Origin of the sequence: Nocardioides sp. NPDC127503 (assembly GCF_040302165.1) — a bacterium.
In the GTDB taxonomy this organism is placed as follows: Bacteria; Actinomycetota; Actinomycetes; order Propionibacteriales; family Nocardioidaceae; genus Nocardioides.
This window is the reverse complement of sequence record NZ_JBEORH010000002.1, coordinates 298,868-319,023: the sequence shown is the minus strand read 5'-3', so window position 1 is coordinate 319,023 and position 20,156 is coordinate 298,868. Positions and strand designations below refer to the sequence as shown.

General features: G+C 70.4%; 17 protein-coding genes and 1 pseudogene. 13 read left to right on the top strand and 5 right to left on the bottom strand.

The annotated features are described in order from the left end of the window. Positions 1–29: 29 nt before the first annotated feature. Positions 30–812: an Rv1486c family protein gene (locus tag ABTW65_RS05535; protein ID WP_350658949.1), complete on the bottom strand. Its 783-nt coding sequence runs from the start codon at positions 810–812 to the stop codon at positions 30–32. A 53-nt stretch (positions 813–865) separates the two neighbouring features. Between ABTW65_RS05535 and ABTW65_RS05530 the strand changes: the two genes are divergently transcribed. The 5 genes from ABTW65_RS05530 to ABTW65_RS05510 all read left to right on the top strand — a co-directional run bounded on the left by ABTW65_RS05530 (position 866) and on the right by ABTW65_RS05510 (position 4,794). After that, a complete protein-coding gene (locus ABTW65_RS05530; RefSeq protein WP_350658948.1) occupies positions 866–1,663 on the top strand; it encodes an ABC transporter ATP-binding protein in 798 nt (265 codons plus the stop codon). A gap of 69 nt (positions 1,664–1,732) precedes the next feature. Next, positions 1,733–2,194: an NfeD family protein gene (locus ABTW65_RS05525; RefSeq protein WP_350658947.1), complete on the top strand. Its 462-nt coding sequence runs from the start codon at positions 1,733–1,735 to the stop codon at positions 2,192–2,194. Between the two features lie 48 nt (positions 2,195–2,242). Continuing rightward, entirely contained in the window at positions 2,243–3,331 is a 1,089-nt protein-coding gene (locus ABTW65_RS05520; protein WP_350658946.1) for an SPFH domain-containing protein, read from the top strand. Further along, complete coding sequence (locus tag ABTW65_RS05515) at positions 3,332–4,093, top strand: sulfite exporter TauE/SafE family protein (RefSeq protein ID WP_350658945.1); 762 nt, start codon at positions 3,332–3,334, stop codon at positions 4,091–4,093. Between the two features lie 32 nt (positions 4,094–4,125). Then, entirely contained in the window at positions 4,126–4,794 is a 669-nt protein-coding gene (locus tag ABTW65_RS05510; protein ID WP_350658944.1) for a nitroreductase family protein, read from the top strand. Between the two features lie 46 nt (positions 4,795–4,840). Here ABTW65_RS05510 and ABTW65_RS05505 read toward each other — a convergent pair whose 3' ends face one another. After that, entirely contained in the window at positions 4,841–6,643 is a 1,803-nt protein-coding gene (locus tag ABTW65_RS05505) for a BCCT family transporter (RefSeq protein WP_350658943.1), read from the bottom strand. A 216-nt stretch (positions 6,644–6,859) separates the two neighbouring features. On the opposite strand from ABTW65_RS05505, the gene ABTW65_RS05500 reads away from it, so the two are divergent. Genes ABTW65_RS05500 through ABTW65_RS05490 form a run of 3 tightly spaced genes read left to right on the top strand, consistent with a single transcriptional unit; the run spans position 6,860 to position 10,585 of the window. Beyond that, a complete protein-coding gene (locus tag ABTW65_RS05500) occupies positions 6,860–8,260 on the top strand; it encodes an ethanolamine ammonia-lyase subunit EutB (protein WP_350658942.1) in 1,401 nt (466 codons plus the stop codon). Next, positions 8,257–9,015, top strand: a complete 759-nt coding sequence (gene eutC / locus ABTW65_RS05495) for an ethanolamine ammonia-lyase subunit EutC (RefSeq protein ID WP_350658941.1) — start codon at positions 8,257–8,259, stop codon at positions 9,013–9,015. Before ABTW65_RS05500 ends, eutC begins: the two co-directional genes overlap by 4 nt. 40 nt (positions 9,016–9,055) lie before the next feature. Further along, on the top strand, positions 9,056–10,585 hold the full coding sequence (locus ABTW65_RS05490; RefSeq protein WP_350658940.1) for an amino acid permease: 1,530 nt from the start codon (positions 9,056–9,058) through the stop codon (positions 10,583–10,585). A 6-nt stretch (positions 10,586–10,591) separates the two neighbouring features. On the opposite strand, the gene ABTW65_RS05485 is transcribed toward ABTW65_RS05490, so the two are convergent. Then, positions 10,592–11,533: an alpha/beta hydrolase gene (locus ABTW65_RS05485; RefSeq protein ID WP_350658939.1), complete on the bottom strand. Its 942-nt coding sequence runs from the start codon at positions 11,531–11,533 to the stop codon at positions 10,592–10,594. Between the two features lie 30 nt (positions 11,534–11,563). Continuing rightward, positions 11,564–12,982 carry a hypothetical protein gene (locus ABTW65_RS05480; protein WP_350658938.1) on the bottom strand — a complete coding sequence of 473 codons (1,419 nt, stop codon included), beginning with the start codon at positions 12,980–12,982 and terminating at the stop codon, positions 11,564–11,566. A 37-nt stretch (positions 12,983–13,019) separates the two neighbouring features. Between ABTW65_RS05480 and ABTW65_RS05475 the strand changes: the two are divergent. Together ABTW65_RS05475 and ABTW65_RS05470 are read left to right on the top strand one after the other, a co-directional pair. Then, positions 13,020–13,295: pseudogene (locus tag ABTW65_RS05475) on the top strand (glycosyltransferase); the annotation flags it as partial. A gap of 166 nt (positions 13,296–13,461) precedes the next feature. Continuing rightward, complete coding sequence (locus ABTW65_RS05470; RefSeq protein ID WP_350658937.1) at positions 13,462–14,274, top strand: glycosyltransferase; 813 nt, start codon at positions 13,462–13,464, stop codon at positions 14,272–14,274. A 2-nt stretch (positions 14,275–14,276) separates the two neighbouring features. Here the strand turns inward: ABTW65_RS05470 and ABTW65_RS05465 are convergent, their stop codons facing one another. Then, positions 14,277–15,626, bottom strand: a complete 1,350-nt coding sequence (locus ABTW65_RS05465) for a hypothetical protein (protein ID WP_350658936.1) — start codon at positions 15,624–15,626, stop codon at positions 14,277–14,279. A 327-nt stretch (positions 15,627–15,953) separates the two neighbouring features. On the opposite strand from ABTW65_RS05465, the gene ABTW65_RS05460 reads away from it, so the two are divergent. The 3 genes from ABTW65_RS05460 to ABTW65_RS05450 are packed head-to-tail and all read left to right on the top strand — an operon-like array spanning position 15,954 to position 20,150. Continuing rightward, the gene (locus ABTW65_RS05460) at positions 15,954–17,339 is read left to right on the top strand and encodes a condensation domain-containing protein (RefSeq protein WP_350658935.1); all 1,386 of its coding nucleotides are present in this window, start codon (positions 15,954–15,956) and stop codon (positions 17,337–17,339) included. Further along, complete coding sequence (locus tag ABTW65_RS05455) at positions 17,336–18,796, top strand: condensation domain-containing protein (protein ID WP_350658934.1); 1,461 nt, start codon at positions 17,336–17,338, stop codon at positions 18,794–18,796. Before ABTW65_RS05460 ends, ABTW65_RS05455 begins: the two co-directional genes overlap by 4 nt. After that, positions 18,777–20,150 (top strand): condensation domain-containing protein, encoded by a 1,374-nt coding sequence (locus tag ABTW65_RS05450; RefSeq protein ID WP_350658933.1) that lies wholly within the window; start codon positions 18,777–18,779, stop codon positions 20,148–20,150. Before ABTW65_RS05455 ends, ABTW65_RS05450 begins: the two co-directional genes overlap by 20 nt. Positions 20,151–20,156: the final 6 nt, after the last annotated feature.

Below are 20,156 nucleotides of genomic sequence, written 5' to 3'. Positions count from 1 at the left end.
CAAACGATAGTGGAGCCGGGGCCCGCGTCTCAGTTCGGCGGCCACACCTCGGGCGATCCCGCCGCGGTGAGCGCTCTGCGCGCCGCGCGGTCGAGCCCGACCAGCGCCTCTCGCCGCCGCAACATCTCCGATGCGGACACGGCGCCGCCCTCGTCCTCGAGCGCCACCGCGACGATCTCCCGGGCCTGTACGCCACGAGCAGCGAGCTCCACGCACCGCGCCGGCACCCCAGGTGCGCCGGCCAGCGAGGGCCGGTGGCGGAGGTTCATCAGCCTGTCGGCGACCTCGGGCCGCCATCGGGCGACATCGAGCTCGGCGAGCGCCGTCGCGGACTCGGTCAGGGCGAGCCGCAGGGCCCGGTCGGCCTCGCCGACGTCGGGGAGCTGACGGCGCTGGGCCGGGTACGCCTGCCACTCGATGACCGCGCCGACACGGACGGGTACGAGGCCGATGCCGGCGTCGCACACCACCGCCTCACCAGCCTCCATCGCGGCCGAGTTGAAGGCCCTGGGCCCACCCAGCCCGACCGGGTCGCCCTCGGCCGGGAACGCCACGCCGACACAGGTCGCCCCTTCCGTACGCAGCCGTCCCATCCCGCTGACGAAGGTGTCCGCGACCCCCTCGTCGCCACCGAGCCCGAGATCGGCCAGCCCGCTGACGGTGTGGGTCGCGTCGGACCCGATCACCGCATCGAGCACCAGGTCGGTGACCGCCTCGCCGCGCAGCCACGCCGTCACCCACCAGGCCAGGCGCAGCGCCTCGGGAGTGGTCTCCACCGACCCTGAATCCAGCTCCGCATCCTCGACACTCACAGCGGCCTACCCTAACCCCGAGCGAGCCAACCCCTGCCGATAGATTTGCCGCCATGGCAGCCGTGCTGGAGTTCACCGACGTCACCGTACGCCGTGGGGGCAACGCCCTTCTCGACTCTGTGAGCTGGGTGGTCGAAGAGGATGAACGGTGGGTCATCCTCGGCCACAACGGCGCCGGCAAGACCACGCTGCTCCAGGCCGCCGCGGCCCAGCTCCACCCGACCTCGGGTGTCGTGAAGATCCTCGGCGAGCAGATCGGCCGCATCGACGTCTTCGAGCTGCGCCCGCGCATCGGCCTCACCTCCGCCGCGCTCGCCGATCGGATCCCGCGCCACGAGCTCGTCCGCGACGTCGTGGTGAGCGCCTCCTACGGCGTGGTGGGGCGCTGGCGTGAACGCTACGACGACCTCGACCACGACCGTGCGCAGGCGCTGTTGATCGAGGTCGGCATCAAGCACCTCGGCGAGCGCAAGTTCGGCACCCTGTCCGAGGGCGAGCGCAAGCGCGTCCAGCTGGCCCGTGCGCTGATGGTCGACCCCGAGATGCTGCTCCTCGACGAGCCCGCCGCCGGTCTCGACCTCGGCGGCCGCGAAGACCTCGTCTCGACGCTCTCGACGCTCGCCTACGACCCCGACAGCCCGGCCACCGTGCTCGTCTCCCACCACGTCGAGGAGATCCCGCCCGGCTTCAGCCATGTGCTGATGATGCGCTCTGGCCGGATCACCGCCCAGGGGCTGATCGACGACACGCTGACCTCGGCCAACCTCTCCAAGACCTTCGGCATGCCGCTCGAGCTCGAGGCGAGCGATGGCCGCTACTGGGCCAAGCGCCGCGCCCGCCACACCCGGTAGGCCGAACGTTAAGAAGTCGGTACCCAAACCTCCCCACAACGCGTGGTCCACCTGGATAGGGTGACGCCCATGGACTGGCAGGACTGGGACTGGGCGATCTGGACGGCACTCGGAGCGCTGCTCGTCGTCGGAGAGCTCTTCAGCCTCGACCTGATCCTGCTGATGCTCGCCACCGGCGCCTTCGCGGGTGCATTGACCGGCGCGTTCACCGACAGCTTCGTGATCCAGGCGATCGTCGCGCTGGCGGTCTCGGTCTCCATGCTCGCGGTCGTACGCCCGGGGCTGGCCAGGCGGCTCCACAACGGCCCGGAGATCCAGATCGGCGCGCAGAAGCTGATCGGCGTCCAGGCCATCTCGCCCGTCGAGATCAGCGCCCACAAGCCTGGGCAGCTGAAGCTCGACGGCGAGCTCTGGACCGCTCAGCCCTATGACGAGACGCTCGTGATCGCGGCCGGCACGCCGGTCGAGGTGCTCGAGATCAGAGGAGCGACGGCGTACGTCCATCCTCTTCCGGAGCTCGGGACTCCGTAGCTTTCCGGGCAACCTGACGTACAACGAATAGACAAGGACTGATTGGCAATGGGTGGCATCATCCTGGCCCTACTGGTCATCTTGGCGGTGCTGGTGATCACCACGCTGGCCAAGACGATCAAGATCATCCCGCAGGCGCGGGTCGGCATCGTGGAGCGCTTCGGCAAGTTCCAGTCGAAGCGTGACCCCGGCCTGAACGCGGTGATCCCGTTCGTCGACAAGGTGCGCTACATGATCGACATGCGTGAGCAGGTCGTCGCGTTCGCGCCGCAGCCGGTGATCACGGAGGACAACCTGACCGTCTCGATCGACACGGTCATCTACTTCCAGGTCAACGACCCGGTGGCGGCGACGTACGAGATCGCCAACTACATCCAGGCCGTCGAGCAGCTCACCATGACCACCCTGCGCAACATCGTCGGTGGCATGACCCTGGAGGAGACGCTGACCAGCCGCGAGCAGATCAACTCCGGTCTCTCGATCGTCCTCGACGAGGCCACCGGTCGCTGGGGCATCAAGGTCAAGCGCGTCGAGATCAAGTCGATCGACCCGCCCATGTCCATCAAGGACGCGATGGAGAAGCAGATGCGCGCCGACCGCGACAAGCGCGCCGCGATCCTCACCGCCGAGGGTCAGCGCCAGTCCGCGATCCTCTCCGCAGAGGGAAACAAGCAGTCCGCCATCCTCAACGCCGAGGGCCAGCGCGAGTCGCAGATCCTCGCGGCGCAGGCCGACCGTGAGGCCGCGATCCTGCGTGCCCAGGGTGAGGGCCAGGCCATCCAGACCGTCTTCCAGGCGATCCACGACGGCCGCCCCGACCAGTCGCTGCTGGCCTACCAGTACCTCCAGATGATGCCGAAGATCGCCGAGGGCGACGCCAACAAGGTGTGGATCGTCCCGAGCGAGATCGGCAAGGCCCTCGAGGGCCTCGGCTCGACGATGAACAGCCTCCAGGGCATCCCGGACGAGGTCGAGGGCCCGGTCAAGCGCGTCGACATGGGTTCGGCCGAGCCGAAGCTCGACCTCGAGCAGTCCTCCGCGGCCGCGGCCGTCGAGGAGGCGCTCGCCGAGGCCAAGCAGGCAGAGGCCCCCAACCGGCCTCAGGCTCCGCAGCCGCCTGCCGAGCCGAACGCCTAAGTGGATCCACTCCAGTCCGCCCTCATCCTGATCGCCGGGGTGGGGGCGGGCACCATCAATGCCGCCGTCGGTTCCGGGACGCTGATCACCTTCCCGACGCTGCTGGCCTTCGGGGTGCCGCCGGTCGTCGCCAACGTGTCCAACACGATCGGCCTGGTGCCGGGCTCGCTGGCCGGCGCCTGGGGCTACCGTCGCGAGCTCGCCGGGCAGCGCGGGAGGATCCTGCGGCTCGGGGTCGCGGCGCTCATCGGTGGCGCGGTCGGCGGGATCCTGCTGCTGGTGCTGCCGCCGGGCGCCTTCGAGGCGATCGTGCCGGTGCTGATCGGGCTCGGCGTGGTCCTGGTGATCACCGGTCCGCGCATCTCCCGGTGGGTCGCGAAACGGCATGGCGACCTGCCCGACGACGGCAGCCAGCGCTGGTGGGTCTGGCCGGCGATCGCGATGCTCGGCGTCTACGGCGGCTACTTCGGTGCCGCTCAGGGCGTGCTGATGATCGCGATCATCGGCATCGGGGTCGCCGAGTCGCTGCAGCGTCTCAACGCGCTCAAGAACATCCTGGTCGCCATCACCAACGGCATCTCCGGGCTCATCTTCGCCCTCGTGGCCGACGTCGACTGGCAGATCGCCGCCCTGATCGCCGTCGGTGCGACGATCGGTGGCCTGCTGGGCGCGAAGATCGGCCGCCGGCTGCCGCCCAACGTGCTCCGCGGTGTGATCGTCGTGGTCGGCATCACCGCGCTGGTCATGTTTCTCATGGGCTGAGCCTCGTGAGCTGAGTCTGCTGGGATAGAGCCATGGAGCTCTACGAGGCGATGCGGACCACCCATGCCGTACGCGACTTCACCGACGACCCGCTGCCCGACGAGATCCTCGCCAGGATCCTCGACAACGCCCGGTTCGCGCCCTCCGGGGGCAACCGGCAGGGCGGCCACGTCGTGGTCGTACGCAGCCAGGAGACCCGCGAGCGTCTGGTCGAGCTGACCGCCACGGGTGCCCGGAGATACATGGCGCAGCAGAAGGCGGGGGAGATGCCGTGGAACACGGTGCACCCGACGGCGGTCACCGACGAGCAGATCGCCGGGACCCGGGTGCCGCGCGGGATGACCGAGCCGCTGCGTACGGCCCCGGTGGTGCTCGTCTTCCTCGTCGATCTCGGCGCGGTCGCCTCCATCGACTCCGAGCTGGACCGGGTGGGTGTCGTCTCCGGCGCGTCCGTCTATCCGCTGGTGTGGAACACGCTCCTCGCCGCTCGCAACGAGGGCTTCGGTGGGGTGATCACCACGATGGTGGTCGCCGAGGAGCCGGCGCTCCTCGAGCTGCTCGGGGCGCCTGAGGGCTACGCCGTCGCCGCGGTCGTTCCGCTGGGCAAGCCGGTCAAGCAGCTCACCAAGCTGCGGAGGCAGGCGGTCGAGGAGTTCGTCACCCTGGAGACCTACTCCGGGACCCCGCTGACAGACGACTGATGGCGGGGTCCCGGAGGACCCCGCCATCAGCTTCAGACTTCGAGGATCAGGCCTTGTCGGCAGGAACCGAGGCGGCGCCAGTGCCGTCGGCCGAAGCCGGCTCGTTGCCGTTGCTGTGGTCGTCCTCGACGACCGCGAGCGCGAAGTCGTCGCCGTGCTCGGTGACACCGGTGATGACGGCCTGCTCGACCGCCTCAGCGGCGTACTGACCACGCACGATCAGCGGGTCACGGGCCAGGTCGCGCTGCAGCGAGACCGCCAGCCCGACCATGATCACCGCGAACGGCAGTGCCGCCACGATCGTGATCGTCTGCAGACCTGACAACGCATCCGCACCGCCGGCGATCAGCCCCAGGATGGCCACGACACCGGTCGCGACACCCCAGAAGACCACCGTCGGCCGGCTCGGCTCCTCCGAGCCACGCTCGGAGAGGGTGCCCATCACGATCGAGGCCGCGTCGGCACCGGAGACGAAGAAGATCGCCACCAGGACCATGACCAGGATGCTCATCACGGTGGCCAGCGGGAACTGGTCGAGCGTGGTGAACAGCTGCGACTCGACGCCGCCGAGACCGGCGATGTCGACGGTCCCGTCACGCTGCAGGTCGATGGCGGTGCCACCCATGATGCAGAACCAGATCACGCTGACGGCGCTCGGGACGAGGAGCACGCCGGCGACGAACTGCCGGATGGTGCGCCCGCGCGAGATCCGCGCGATGAACATGCCGACGAACGGCGTCCACGAGATCCACCAGGCCCAGTAGAAGACGGTCCAGGAACCCAGCCATGCCGAGGTCTCCTCGCCGCCGACGCCGGTGCGGGCCGACATCTGGGCGAGGTCGCCGATGTAGGTGCCGAGCGAGGTCGGGATCAGGTCGAGGATGAAGACCGTCGGACCGACCACGAACAGGAACAGCGCCAGCATGAACGCCAGCACCATGTTGATGTTCGAGAGCCACTGGATGCCCTTGGCGACGCCCGAGACCGCGGAGATCACGAAGCAGACCGTCAGGATCGCGATGATCCCGATGAGGACGTTGTTGCCGACCTCGCCGAGCCCGGCCACGATCTGGAGGCCGCTCTCGATCTGGATCGCGCCCGTGCCGAGCGAGGTGGCAGAGCCGAACAGCGTCGCGAAGATCGCGAAGATGTCGATCGCCTTGCCCGTTGGGCCCTCGACGGTCTTCTTGCCGAGCAGTGGCGTGAAGGCCGAGGAGATCAGGCTGACGCGGCCCTTGCGGTAGGCGCCGTAGCCGATCGCCAGACCCACGACCGCGTAGATCGCCCACGGGTGCAGCGTCCAGTGGAACATCGTGGTCGCCATCGCGTGCTGGATGGCTTCGGGGTTGCCCGCCTCGCCGGTGCCCGGCGGCGGGGTGACGAAGTGCGAGATCGGCTCGCTGACGCCGTAGAACATCAGACCGATGCCCATACCGGCGCTGAACATCATCGCGACCCAGGAAGCCGTCTTGAACTCCGGCTTCTCGTCGTCACGGCCCAAGGGGATGTTGCCGTACTTACTGACGGCGAGCCAGATGATGTAGATGACGAAGCCGCTGGCGGTCAGGACGAAGAACCAGCCGGCCTTGTCCAGCACCCACGCGAGGGCGTCGCCGGCGACCTTGCTCATGCCGTCGGTGTTGATGAAGCCCCAGGCCATGAACGCGATGGCGATGGCCGCCGCGACGCCGAAGACGACCCAGTCGATTCCCTTGCGTTGGTCCTGTTCGCTCGAGATCGGCAGGTCCAGCGCGGGGTGGGGAACGACCTCTCCGGTCGGGGACTTGATGAGGCCAGAGGGGTTGTGATGTTCGGATTTTGGACTGTCTGTCTTCTTTTCAGAAGTCACACTGTTGTCCTTCCGGTTGGGTTCGGGACCACAGCACCCTAACGCGCACTGTCTTTGCCTTATGTTCACCGGGGTGGCGCGCCAGCCGATTGAAAACGAGTTCTGGATCGACTGTGTCTGGCTGGTTCGTGTGTTGTTCTGTCGCTGTGGTCCGCCGTGCTGCACTGGCGGCTGAGCCTCACGCCGTGGAAATAATGCGGCTCTACCGTTGATCTCATGCGATACCGGCAGAGTCTCCACGGGCACGGCTTCGAGTTCGACGGTCTGGTGGAGGTGCTGGCGCGGGCGACGCCGCTGCGCTCCGGCGATGTCCTGGCCGGATGCGCCGCGCGGTCCGACACCGAGCGGGTCGCGGCGCGGATGGTGCTCGCCGACCTGCCGCTGAGCGTCTTCCTCGAGGAGCAGGTGGTTCCGGCCGAGTTCGACGACGTCACCCGGCTGATCCTGGAGACCCACGACAACGACGCGTTCGCGCAGGTCAGCGGCTTGACGGTGGGGGCCCTCCGGGAGTGGCTGCTCGACGCCGCCGCGCGTCGCGACACCGCCGCACTGACCGCCGTCGCGCCGGGTCTGACCCCAGAGATGGTGGCGGCGGTCTCCAAGATCATGCGCAACCAGGACCTGATCGCGGTGGCCGCGGCCACCGAGGTGGTGACCGGCTTCCGTACGACGATGGGCCTGCGGGGACGGCTGGCGACCCGGCTGCAGCCCAACCATCCCACCGACGACCCGGCCGCCATCGCGACCTCGATCCTGGACGGCCTGCTCCTGGGCTCCGGGGACGCGCTGATCGGCATCAACCCGGCCTCCGACAATCCGCGTACGGTCGCCGACCTGCTCCGGCTCATCGATGACGTACGCCTTCGCTACGAGATCCCGACGCAGAGCTGCGTCCTGACCCACGTCACCACCACGATCGACCTCATCGAGGCGGGGCTGCCGGTCGACCTGCCGTTCCAGTCGATCGGCGGCACCCAGGGTGCCAATGAGGGCTTCGGGGTGACCCTGGCGATGCTGGCGGAGGCCGACGAGGCGGCCCGGTCGTTGGAGCGCGGCACCGTGGGGAACGAGGTGATGTACTTCGAGACCGGCCAGGGCTCGGCGCTCTCCACCGGTGCCCACGTCGGCAGCGGCGGCAGGCCGGTCGACCAGCAGACGCTGGAGGCCAGGGCGTACGGGGTGGCGCGGGCGTTCAAGCCGTTCCTGGTCAACACGGTGGTCGGCTTCATCGGCCCCGAGTACCTCTACGACGGCAAGCAGATCATCCGCGCCGGGCTCGAGGACCACTTCTGCGGCAAGCTGCTGGGCGTGCCGATGGGCGTCGACGTCTGCTACACCAACCATGCCGAGGCCGACTCCGACGACATGGACAACCTGCTCACCCTGCTCGGCGTCGCCGGGTGCACGTACGTCATGGCCGTCCCGGGCGCCGACGACGTCATGCTCGGCTATCAGTCGACCTCCTTCCACGACGCCCTGTACGCCCGTCAGGTCCTCGGCAAACGCCCCGCGCCGGAGCTCGAGGAATGGCTGGCCGCGGCAGGCCTGCTCGATCCGGACGGTTCCGTACGCGACATCGACCCTGCCGCCACGGTCCTGAAGGAGCTGGCCCGATGAGCGAGTTCTGGGAGCCGCTGCGAAGGGCCACGCCGGCGCGGATCGGTCTCGGCCGGGCCGGCAACGCCATCCCGACCGCCGAGGTCCTCTCCTTCGGAGCCGCCCACGCCGCCGCTCGGGACGCGGTCCATCTCCCGCTCGACGTCGACGCCCTCGTCGAGGCACTCGACGGCCTCGGACTGGGTACGCCTCAGGTGGTCGCCTCCGCAGCACCGGACCGGTCCACCTACCTGACCCGGCCAGACCTCGGCCGGGTGCCCGGCGCCGACCTGGAGCTCGGGCCGGGCGAGGCGGAGCTCGCGGTCGTCGTCGCAGACGGTCTCTCCGCCGAGGCGGTGGCGAAGCATGCGGTGCCGCTCCTGGAGCACCTGGTCCCGCTCCTCGACAGCGCCACGACTCTCGCCGCGCCGGTGGTCGCGACCCAGGCCCGGGTGGCGCTGGGCGACCACATCGGCCAAGCGCTGGGCGCGCGGCTGGTCCTGGTGCTGATCGGGGAGCGGCCGGGGCTCTCCTCCAGCGACTCGCTGGGCGCCTACCTCACCTGGGACCCGCGGCCGGGCGTCCTCGACTCGGCCCGCAACTGCGTCTCCAACATCCGCCCACCCCACGGCTTGGACCATGCGACCGCTGCGCGCACCATCGCGAGCCTGGTCGCCGGGGCCCGGGCGCTCGGCGCGACCGGGGTGGCACTCAAGGACGGATCTTTCACAGCGCCGTTACCTGGCGCGACCACGACCGCCACGGACCGTTTCTAGCCTCAGGCACACCCACCCCCACGAAATCCGGAGGCGTGCCATGTCCGAGGCACCTGAAACCGTCGAGCCGACCCAGCTCGACGACGAAGCACATCTCGCCCGTCTCGGCTACAAGCAGGAGCTGTCGCGCACCTGGTCGGGGTTCTCGAACTTCGCTATCTCGTTCTCGATCATCTCGATCCTGGCCGGGTGCTTCACCACGTTCGGCCAGGCCTGGAACAACGGCGGACCGGTGGCCATCTCGTGGGGCTGGCCGATCATCGCAGGCCTCATCCTGATCATCGGTTTCACCATGTCCGAGCTGGTCTCGGCGTACCCGACCTCGGGTGGCATCTACTGGTGGGCGGCCAAGCTCGGCGGCCCGGCGGCCGGCTTCTTCACCGGCTGGCTCAACCTGATCGGGCTGCTCGCGGTGACCGCGAGCGTCGCGTACGGCGCCGCCACCTTCCTCGACCTCACCCTCTCCAAGCTGAGCGAGAACTGGGCCGCGGACTACTCCTTGGGACGTGTCTATCTGATCTTCCTGGTCATCCTGGCGCTGGCCGCGCTCGCCAACATCTACTCCAGCCACCTGCTGGCCGTCATCAACAACATCTCGGTGTGGTGGCACGTCGCCGGCGCCGCGATCGTGGTCCTGGTGCTGGTCATCGTCCCGGACGACCACCAGAGCTTCGCCTTCGTCTTCACCGAGCGGATCAACAACTCCGGCTACGCCGACGCGAAGTACTGGTTCCTGGTGCTCCCGCTCGGGTTCCTGCTGACGCAGTACACGATCACCGGCTTCGACGCCTCCGCCCACCTCTCCGAGGAGACCCAGGGCGCCGCCGACGGCGCCGCGAAGGGCATCTGGCGCTCGATCTTCTACTCCGCGGTCGGCGGCTACGTCCTGCTGCTGGCCTTCCTCTTCGCGGTGCAGGACCCCGAGGGCGTGAGCGCGGGCGGTGGCGCGGTCGATGTGATCTTCAGTCAGGCGCTGCCCGACTCCTGGCACTTCGTGGTGCTGCTGATCTCCACCGCCGGCCAGCTCTTCTGCGCGACCGCCTGTCTCACCAGCGCCTCCCGGATGACGTACGCCTTCGCCCGCGACGGCGCGGTGCCCGGCTCCTCGCTGTGGGCGAAGGTCAGCCCGACCAGGAAGGTGCCGGTGAACGCGGTGCTCCTGGTGGCGGTCGTCGGCGCCGTCATCACGCTCCCCGCGCTGTGGGGCGTCGGCGGCATCCCGCTGGCCTTCTACGCGATCACCTCGGTCGCGGTGATCGGCCTCTACCTCGCCTTCGCGATCCCGATCTTCCTGCGCTGGCGGGCCGGGGACTCCTTCGAGACCGGGCAGTGGACCCTCGGCCGGCACTACAAGTGGCTCAACCTGGTCGCCGTCGCCGAGATCGCGATCATCTCGGTCTACTTCGTCCTGCCGTTCGTCCCGTCCGGCTGGATCACCAGCGACGACTTCTCCTGGGCGTCGGTCAACTACGCGCCGATCCTCACGGTCGGCTCGCTGGTCGTCCTCGGCCTGTGGTGGAGGCTCTCCGCCCGCAGGTGGTTCAAGGGCCCGAAGACGACCCTCGACTGATCGGGATCAGACGCCGTACGCCGCCAGCCACCGCTCGATCTCGGCGTAGGCCTGCTTGCGGACCTCGGGGCGAGACAGGATCACGTCGTGCTTCGCCCCGGGGACCGCGATGTAAGTGACGTGGCTGCCGATGGCGGTCGACCAGCGGCGGATCTGGCGCACGTCGAGGACGATGTCGGTCGAGTGGACGAGCTCGCCCATCGCCCTCGGCTTGCTGGAGCGGTCGGAGGAGAGCACCAGCACCGGAGCCTTCACGTTCAGGCCACGGTGGAGCTTGGAGTGGCCGTCGCGGATCGCCTTGAGCCAGCCGAGCCGGATCGGGTAAGAGCCGACCGGCTTGAGGCCGAGGTCGAACTCCCACTCGCCGTCGTGCTCGACGTGGAGCGACATGGTGTAGAAGCCGTTCACGTCCCGGCCGAGCTCGCGCATCGGGGCCCGGTGACCGACCCGGCGCACCACGGGCGAGGCGACCTCGCGCAGCAGGAACGATCCCTGCAGGTCGAGCCACGGCGAGTTGAGCACCATCCCGGCCAGCGCGTCCGGCTGGCGGTCGTCGGCCCACAGCGAGACCGTCAGCCCACCGGTGGAGTGGGCGCTGAGCATGATGTGCGAGTGGCCGTCGCGCTCGGTGATCCGCTCCCAGGCGGCGTCGATCTCGTCGAAGTACTCGACCAGGTCACCGACGTACGTCCCCGACTGGTGCTCACGCAGCGAGCGACCGTACTTGCGCAGGTCGAGGCCGTAGAAGTCGTAGCCGCGGGCGGTCCACCACTCGGCGTACTCCTTCTGGAAGAAGTAGTCGGAGAAACCGTGGACGTAGAGGACGGCGCCCTTGGCGTCGCCGTCGGCGGGCCGCTTGACCAGCGTGGCCACGACCGTGCCCTCGAAGTCGTCCGCGAGCTCGATGGTCTCCACGGTGTAGGGCTCACCGAGTACGTCGATCGTCATGACCGCATCCTCTCACCAGGCTGTGCCGGATCACCAGAAGGTCGGCACCAGGCCCCAGCGTGCGTAGACGGTGGTGACGATCTCCTTCAGCCGCTCGGAGTCGGGGACCGCGTCGGGATCGAGCGCGCGGATGCCGAAGTTGCAGATGTCGCCGACCTCGCACCACCACGACGTCACCCCGCCCCGCATCCGACGCAGCTCGCCGCGGGTCGCGCCGAGCGCCAGGCCGCGGAAGACGATCGACTCGGCGGCCACACCGAACGGCGCCACGAAGTCTGGGTCCGGCCGGCCCAGGTTGGAGGCGAGACCGAGCGGCGTGACGACGCCCTTGAGCAGCGGCTTGGCGACCTTGTCCGGGATCATCTGGGCCAGCGGCGCGATGTGGGCGATCGGGTCGGGGCGGGTGCCCTTGAAGAGCGCGGAGAACTCCTTCTTCGACCGCTCCCGGATGTGGGCGAGGTCGGTGACCCGGCCGACGCCGTCGCGCAGCTCGGTGTCGACCGCGATCGAGACGCCCGAGGTGGCGTTGGAGCGAAGGTCGCCCTCGCCGCGCATCGAGACGGGCAGCGACATCTTGACCGGCTCGCCGGGGCGTACGATCCCGGCCTCGAGCAGCACCTCGACGGAGATCGCGACCTGCAGCGTGTTGGAGGTGCCGCCGGCCCGCTCGACGGCTGCGTTCCACTCCTCGACGGGACAGTCGGCGCCGGCGAAGGCGACCTCGTGGACGACGTCGTCGTCGGGCTGCGGGGCGGGCAGCGGCCGCTTCTCGGAGGACTGGGCCTCCAGCACCGGGAGCTTTCCGGCCTTCCGGGCCGCCCGGAGACCGCGGGCGGCGGCGCGCGCCATCGTGCGGGCGTCGCGCCAGTCGTCCTTGCGGGTGACCTCGGCCGCCGTGGGGTCGTCGAAGGGGAGCCGGGGCAGGGGCTGGCGGCGTACGGCTGCGATCAGGGCACCGAGCTTCATCCCGCCGTCGCAGACGATGTGGGAGGCGTTGTACGTCACGACCGTGCCACCGTCGGTGGTGTAGGCCATGAAGAACGCCCACAGCGGGCCCTTCACCGGGTCGAACGGCACCTCGTCGGTGGTGGTGTCGAGCCAGGCCATCACCTGGTCCGGCTTGATCCGGTCGGGGTGCAGGCGGACCGGCTCGGCGGTCGTCGCCGGCACCCAGCGGGAGCGGGCGCCGGTCACCTTGGGGCGTACGACGAGGCGGTTGAGCGGGCCCTTGGCCAGCTCGTCGACCACGTCCTGGACCGCCTGGACCGGGATCTCGGTGGGGAACCGCCAGGCGGTCTGGCCGACGACCGGGACGCCGATCACGGTCGCTGCGCGGAGGAAGACCTCGTCGTCGTACGTCAGCCGGTTGGTGCGCTCGGGAGCGAACGGTGCCGGGCGGGCGCCAGGGCTCGCGGGTGGCAGTGAGGGCAGCATCACAGGCTCGGGCATGCGGTCTGGGTCCTAACGGTGGGGGATTCTAGAAGTGATGCGGTTCGTCTTCGGGTTGATGGGCAGTCGCGGCGACGTCCAGCCGGCGCTCGCCGTGGCCCTCGAGCTGCGCCGTCGCGGCCACGAGGTCACTGTCGGGGTCGCGCCCAACCTGGTCGCGCTGGCCGCGAGGCTGGGGCTGGACCCGCACGCTGTCGGCCCTGACAGCGGTGCGCTGCTCTCCTCGAGCCTGGTGCGCGAGGAGATGCGCTCGGCCAATCCTCGCACCCGGGTCCGGGCGGTGCGGGAGGTCTCCGCCCACGGCTGGGACGGCTTCCGCCGCGACCTGGTCGGGCTGGCGGGGGAGCGAGGCAGCGCGGACGTCGTCGTCGCGGGTCTTCTCGGTCAGGAGGTCGGATCGGCGCTCGCGGAGCGGATCGGTGCCGGGTTCGCGGCGCTGCACTACTTCCCGGTCCGCTCGAACCGGTCGGTGAAAGGTTGTGCCCGGACCCGAGGCCGTCCAGGAGCGGGCCTGGGACGTCGGCATCCGGATGCGCTGGGAGCTGACCCGCGAGGCCGAGAATGCCCAGCGCGTCGCTCTCGGGCTGTCCCCGGCCCGTACCCGGCTGCAGACCCGGCTCCGCGACCGCGGTGCGGTGGAGGTGCAGGCGTACGACCCGCTGCTCGTCCCAGGTCTGCCGCGGGAGTGGGGCATCCAGAGTCCGTTCGCCGGCTTCCTGGCGCTGGCCGAGGCCGATCGGCTTCGGCTGGGCGAGACCGCCGTCGCGGACGACCTGGGCGACTGGCTCGCCGCGGGTTATCCGCCGGTCTACGTCGGGTTCGGCTCGATGCCGGTGGCCGACCCGGCCCGCCTGGTCGCCGACGTCGCGGCCGCGACCGAGGACCTCGGCCTGCGCGCGCTGATCAGCAGCGGCTGGAACTCCTTCGCGGTCGACGTCCCCGACCACGTACGTCTCGTAGGCGCCGTCGACCACGCAGCGGTGCTGCCGCGGTGCGTCGCCGCGGTCCACCACGGTGGGGCCGGAACCACCGCGGCGGTGCTGCGCGCGGGGATCCCGAGCGTGGTCGGCTGGTACTCCGCCGACCAGCCCGTCTGGGGTCGCCTGCTCAGTGAGCTCGGCGTCGGCACCTCGGTCAAGGCGGCCCGTCTGGACCGCGACCGGCTCCGGGCAGCGCTCGGCGAGGTGCTCATGCCTGCCGTGCGTGACCGCGCCGCCGAGGTCGCGCCGCTGCTGATCAACCCGGAGACCGCCGTGGCGCGTGCCGCCGACGCGCTCGAGCGAGCGCGCTGAAGTCACCACACCTCGACGGTCAGACCCCACGAGCCGAGCTCCTCGACGACCAGGTTCTTCAGGAAGTCCAGGTCAGGCACGCGGTCGGGCTCGGCGGCGACGAGGTTGAGCGTCGTACGCGGCCCGGACTGGATCAGCCAGGAGATGATCCCGCCGCCGACGTCGTAGGCGTCCTGGGCGGTCGCGTTCTGGTAGCCGGCGAGCCCGGCCACGAGGCGTACGTCATCGCCCATCGCGTAGCGGTAGTCGTCGGGAAGCTGAGGCAGGTTGGAGGCCATGCACGCGGCGGCCGGCGGCTGCGGGAGCTTGTCGAGCACGGCGTCGGGCAGCATCTGCATCATCGCCAGCGGCACCGGGACCAGCCCCGGGCCGGCCTGACCGAGGCGGATGTAGGCCGCCTTGGAGAGCTTCTTGATCGCGGCGAGATCGCGCTTGTCGAGCACCTCGCGTGGCACCTCGACCATGGCCACGCGCGTCGAGTTGGAGCGTACGTCCCCGGGCTGGAAGTCGCTCATCGGCAGCGAGACCGGGACGTCGCCCCGGTCGACCGGTACGTGGTCGATGCGGACGAGCAGGTCGGCGACCACGTTGATGAACCAGGCGTTGGTCGAGCCGCCGTGCTCGGCGGCGATCTTCGTCATCGTCTCGGTGTCGAACTCGGCGATCATCCGCGGCATCCGCCAAGTCTCCGGCGCCGGGTTCGGGGTGGCCTCCGGGTAGACACGCGGCGCCTTGGTGGCCAGGGCGGCGGTGCCGTCCTTCTTGGCCTGGCGTCGGGCCTTGGTCCAGTCGCGGACGGCGCGCCACTGTGCGCGACTGTCGGCGGCCTCGGCGCGGAGGCGGTGCCAGCCCTTGGCCGGCGCGGGAGGCAGGCGCAGCGGCTCGCCGCGGGCAGCCCGGGACACGGCGTCGAGGACCGAGCCGCCGTCACCGACCGCGTGGGCGAGCAGCATCGAGACGACCGAGGTGCCGTCGTCGAGGTTGATCGCGGTGAGCCGGTAGGTCAGGCCCTCGTGCGGGTCGAGGTGGTCGCTGTGCCGCTGCTGGAGCCAGTCGGTGATCTCGCCGACGGGGAGGATCTCCTCGTAGAGCTCGATCGACTCACGGTCGGCGTTGGTCCACAGGTCGCGGGCTCCGGGGAACCTCGCCCGGTGCAGCTTTCGCGAGAGCCCGCCCTCGGCCAGGCCGGCCGCGATGTAGCGCAGCCGATCGGCGTCGTACGGGCTGTTGAGCCGCCAGATCCACTGGTTGGCGATCGGACTTCCGAGGCCGCGATGGCGCCTGGCGAAGAGGTCGTCGGCGAACTGCAGGCGGCCGGAGTTGTCGATCGATGCACGGGTGGCAGCGGGCATGGGGGAGTCCTCGAGATAGAGCGGGCAGCCGGGTGAAGGCCCGACGAGATCACACAGCGATAGCGCGCGCAGGGGGAGGAGTCAATCGGACTCGATACGTCATGTAAACCCCCGGGGGCAATAAAGAAGTGTGGCAATTCCCACGTCCGGGGGCGGTCGAATTCGGGTGCGGACCTGTGTGCACAATAGGCCGCGACGTGGACGACATCGCTGTCGTCCCAGGCGGGTCGCCTTCTCGGGCTACGGCGTTCTTGAGGTTCGTTCGGGTCCCCGAGATGACGTTTTGCCGCAATGAGCCCCCCACCTCAGAGAGGAACTCCACCTCCGATGGAGTACACCGAGCTGTCCGCGTACGACGTACCCCCGGGCGAGGTGACCGCGTGGATCCCCACCGCGGAGCCGAGCGCCTGGGTCGACGACGAACGCCGGCTGTCCCACAACCATGAGCTTCACCTGGACACCGCCGAGGCGGGCTCCTGGATCGGCTCGATCATGCGGTTGCGCGGGCAGCTCGACACCGAGGCGCTTGGCCTCGCGCTCCGGGCCTGGATCGGACGGCACGAGGCGCTGCGCGGGACCGTCGAGGAGACCGCGGCCGGTCGTCGGCGTCGTGCCGTCGCCGCGGCAGACGTGTCGGTGACCACCACCGTCCTCGGCCGGTTCGACGGCGAGGACGCCCGTGGCTGCGTCTCGGACTTCCTCGCCGATCACATCGACCCGTCGGCCTGGCCCTACGTCGTCTTCGCGACGGTGGCCGACGCCGATGGCTTCACCCTGGTCTTCGGTGCCGACCACGGCGTCATGGACGCCTACTCCCAGCTGCTCTGGTTCGAGGAGATCGCCTCGCTCTACGAGCGGGCGCTGGCCGGCGAGCCGTTCGCGGAGCTGGCCGCGGCCACCACCGGCAGCCACATCGACCACGCCGCCGAGGAGCGGGTCACCGGCGAGGCGATGTCGCTGGAGAGCGAGTCGGTGCAGGTCTGGCGCGATTGGCTGACCGGTCCCGACGGGAACCTTCGGTTCGCCGACTTCCCGGTCACGGGCATCACCGACGTACCCGCCTCGGCGGAGCCGTTGCCGCAGGCCAGCCTGTCGCAGTGGCTCGGCGACCCACGCCAGGCCCGGATCCTGGGCGAGCTGTGCAAGAGCGCCGGCGTCTCCTTCCAAGCCGGGATGATGGGCGCGATGGCGTACGTCCTGCGAGCCCAGCACGGCGTGGAGCGGATGCGTTTCGTGGCGCCCATGCACACCCGCTACACCGCCGAGCACGCCGCCGCGGTCGGCTGGTACGTCGGCCTCGTCCCGATCACCCTCGACATCACCGGCGCCCAGACGCTGCCCGAGGTCGCCGTCCGCGTCCAGACCGCGCTCGCCGCGGCCAAGCCGCTGGTCCCGCAGCCGTTCGCCCGGGTCGCCGACCTGCTCGGTGTCGACGACGCGCCGCACTTCGTGGTCACCTTCGTCGACACCCGCTTCATCTCCGGCGCCGAGCGCTGGAACGAGTGGGACGCCCGTACGCTGCGGGCCCCTGTCCGCGCCGACGACGAGGTCTACCTGTGGCTCGTGCGTGACCGGGACGGTCTCAACGTCTCGACGCGCTACCCCGAGACGGTCGCGGCAGAACGGGTCGTGCGCGACCTGATCGGCGGGATGAGTGGGCTGCTGGAGGAGATCGCGCAGCCCGAGACTGCGGCGCTGGAGGGCACCGCATGAGGATCGGGGCGCTCGCGGAGCTGGCTCCGGCGCCCGGCCGGGTGGTCGTGCTGCGCCCGACTGCCGAGTGCCGAGCCGCGGCCGACGCGGCGCCGATCTCTCCCGGAGCCCCCTCGTTCCTGCAGGCCGACCACCTCAACGCCTACCGCGCCAAGGTCGCCTCCGGCGGCGTGCACCGCGCCTGGACCGGGACCTGCGGCGAGTTCGATGTGGCCTTCGACGAGACGGCCTACATCGAGGCGCTGACCTCGTTCGTCGGTCGGCACGAGGGGCTGCGCACCTGGTTCGACCTCTCCGGCTCCACTCCGGTGCGACACCTCGTGCCTGCTGACGCGATCGCCTTCGAGGCCGTCGAGGTCGAGGTGCCGGCCGACTGGTCCGGTGGCTGGCAGGAGCTGCTCGTCAGCCTGTGGGACGAGCAGTGCCGCCCCGACTCCTGGACGCCGTTCCTTCTCGGCGCGATCGTGCGCGAGGAGGGCTTCACGTACTTCTGGGGCTGCGACCACGCCTTCACCGACGGCGCCTCGCAGCTGATGGTCCCGGCCGAGCTCGGCGCCGCCTATACCGCCGCCCTGGGCGCTTCGTCGCCAGAGCTACCGGCTGCCGGCAGCTTCGTGACGTACGCAGCCGAGGAGCACCAGCTGGCCGCCGAGTGCGATGCGGAGACACCGGCGGTGCGCGAGTGGGCCGACATCGTCTCGCGCCACGACGGGCGGCTGCCGCGGTTCCCGGTCGACCTCGGGCTGGCTCCGGGTGAGACCGCGCCGGTCCGGATCCGGACCTGGACCGCACTCGAGGGCGAGGCGGTGGAAGCGCTCGAGGAGCTCTGCCGGGGCGCCGGCGGCCGGTTCACCAGTGGCGTCTTCGCGCTCCTGGCCCACGTCGAGCAGCGCCTGACCGGCACCTCGGACTACCTCGGGATCACCGTGCTGGGCACCCGGTCGCAACAGACCGCGATGTCGCACGGCTGGTTCTGCAACTTCGCGCCCGTCTCGATGCCGCTGGGGGAGACCTTCCCCGAGACCGTGCTCGCGGCGGAGAAGGCATTCGGCACCGCCCGCAAGCTGGCCCGCACCCCGGTCCACGTCGCCCTGGGCGCGATGGTCGCCGGCGGCGTGCTCGCGCCGACCGAGCTGGCCAGCCCGCAGATGGTCTCCTACCTCGACGTACGCAAGTTCCCCGGCGCCGGAACCACCCCGTTCGACACCGGGCTGCACTTCACCGGCGAGGGTCGCACCGCCAACGCGAGCCTGTGGGTCAACCGCTTCGCCGACCGCTTCGAGCTGGCCACCCAGAGCCCCGACACCGAGCAGGGCGGACGGGCCGTGGCGACCTTCTTCGAGGCGCTCCACGATGTGCTCGCCGACCTCGGTCTGCCGGTGCGTCCTGTCACTGTGTCGATCGAGCAGACCGGCGACCAGATCATCGGGACCGGACATGCTGGTCACGACCGCTGATCTGTGGGAGCCCCGGCCGGGCACGCTGCTGCGCTGGGACCTCTCCGCCCCCGCCCACGGTGCGCCCGCCGAGCTCTCGCTCAACCAGCGCAACCACCTCGCCGGCGCGATGGCCGGAGCGCCGACCGTCTGGCTGGCCGCCGCCTTCGACGTCGACGGACCGATCGAGCCGGTCGCGCTCTCCCGCACCTGGCGCGCCTTCCTCGCCCGCCACGGCAGCCTGCAGCTCGAGGTCGTCGCCGGGTCCGAGGGGCTCCAGGCCCGCCGGCACCACCCCGGCACCCTGACCTGGTCGATGACCTCCGTCGGCCACACCAGCTCCGTCGAGGAGACCCGCGCCGCGCTGCACGCCGCCCTCGATGAGCGGTGCGGGCCGTTCGCCTACCCGGCTTTCCTGCCTGCCGCGATCTCCCGCCCCGACCGCTCCACGATCGTCCTCGGCATGGACCACCTGCACTGCGACGCCCACTCGGTCGCCGTCGCGGTCGAAGAGCTCGCTCACCTCTACGCCACCTTCACCGAGGGCGGCGACGAACCGTCGCTGCCGCCGGTGAGGTCGTTCCTCGACGCCGTCGAGCAGGGAGCCGACGGCCCCGCCTGGGTCGGCGCCGACGACCCGCTGCTGCGTGGCTGGGGCGAGTTCCTCGGCGGCCGCGGCCATCGGCTGCCGACCTTCCCGTTGCCGCTCGGTCTTGAGCCGGGGGAGCGGGCCACCCAGGCCACCGCCGTGGCTCCGCTCGCCCACGCCGACCTGATGGACCGCATCGGCGCCCGCGCCCGCAACAGCGGCGCCTCGACGTACGCTGCCGTCCTGGCCGCCCTCGCCACCGCGCTCTCCGACCTCGGTGGCGGTGACCGGCTGGACACGATGGCGCCGGTCTCCACGCGCTCCGCCGAACCCTTGACCCGGTCAATCGGCTGGTACACCACCACCGTCCCGCTCACCGTGCCCGCCTCGCTCACCGATCTCGGCCTGGCCGAGGCCGGCGACGCGGTCCGTCATGGCGTACGTCTCGGGTCGGTGCCGCTCGACCAGGTCCTCGGCTCGCTCACCGAGCCGCTGGTGCAGACCCGCAGCGACGTCTTCGTCGTCTCCTGGGTCGACTACCGCCACGTCCCCGGTGGCTCCGCCCACCTCGACCGCGACGCCCAGCACATCTCCGCCTCGACCCTGGCCGACGACGTCCAGATCTGGTTCTCCCGCACCCACGGCGGCCTCGCCGTCCGCGTCCGCTACCCCGACACCGTGGTGGCCGCCGCCTCCGTCGACGCCCTCCTGGGCCGCCTCCGCCACACCCTCACCGAGCTCTCCCGCCAGCCCGACGACCTAGCCGTCCTCCGCGCCGAGTCCTGAGCCCTG

Bases quoted from the DNA above. Each gene is read 5' to 3' on its own strand.
- ABTW65_RS05500 (WP_350658942.1), top strand. From the start codon at position 6,860: ATGCGATACCGGCAGAGTCTCCACGGGCACGGCTTCGAGTTCGACGGT.
- ABTW65_RS05485 (WP_350658939.1), bottom strand. From the start codon at position 11,533: ATGACGATCGACGTACTCGGTGAGCCCTACACCGTGGAGACCATCGAG.
- ABTW65_RS05480 (WP_350658938.1), bottom strand. From the start codon at position 12,982: ATGCCCGAGCCTGTGATGCTGCCCTCACTGCCACCCGCGAGCCCTGGC.
- ABTW65_RS05510 (WP_350658944.1), top strand. From the start codon at position 4,126: ATGGAGCTCTACGAGGCGATGCGGACCACCCATGCCGTACGCGACTTC.
- ABTW65_RS05455 (WP_350658934.1), top strand. From the start codon at position 17,336: ATGAGGATCGGGGCGCTCGCGGAGCTGGCTCCGGCGCCCGGCCGGGTG.
- ABTW65_RS05490 (WP_350658940.1), top strand. From the start codon at position 9,056: ATGTCCGAGGCACCTGAAACCGTCGAGCCGACCCAGCTCGACGACGAA.
- ABTW65_RS05520 (WP_350658946.1), top strand. From the start codon at position 2,243: ATGGGTGGCATCATCCTGGCCCTACTGGTCATCTTGGCGGTGCTGGTG.
- ABTW65_RS05460 (WP_350658935.1), top strand. From the start codon at position 15,954: ATGGAGTACACCGAGCTGTCCGCGTACGACGTACCCCCGGGCGAGGTG.
- ABTW65_RS05465 (WP_350658936.1), bottom strand. From the start codon at position 15,626: ATGCCCGCTGCCACCCGTGCATCGATCGACAACTCCGGCCGCCTGCAG.
- ABTW65_RS05450 (WP_350658933.1), top strand. From the start codon at position 18,777: ATGCTGGTCACGACCGCTGATCTGTGGGAGCCCCGGCCGGGCACGCTG.
- eutC (WP_350658941.1), top strand. From the start codon at position 8,257: ATGAGCGAGTTCTGGGAGCCGCTGCGAAGGGCCACGCCGGCGCGGATC.
- ABTW65_RS05530 (WP_350658948.1), top strand. From the start codon at position 866: ATGGCAGCCGTGCTGGAGTTCACCGACGTCACCGTACGCCGTGGGGGC.
- ABTW65_RS05525 (WP_350658947.1), top strand. From the start codon at position 1,733: ATGGACTGGCAGGACTGGGACTGGGCGATCTGGACGGCACTCGGAGCG.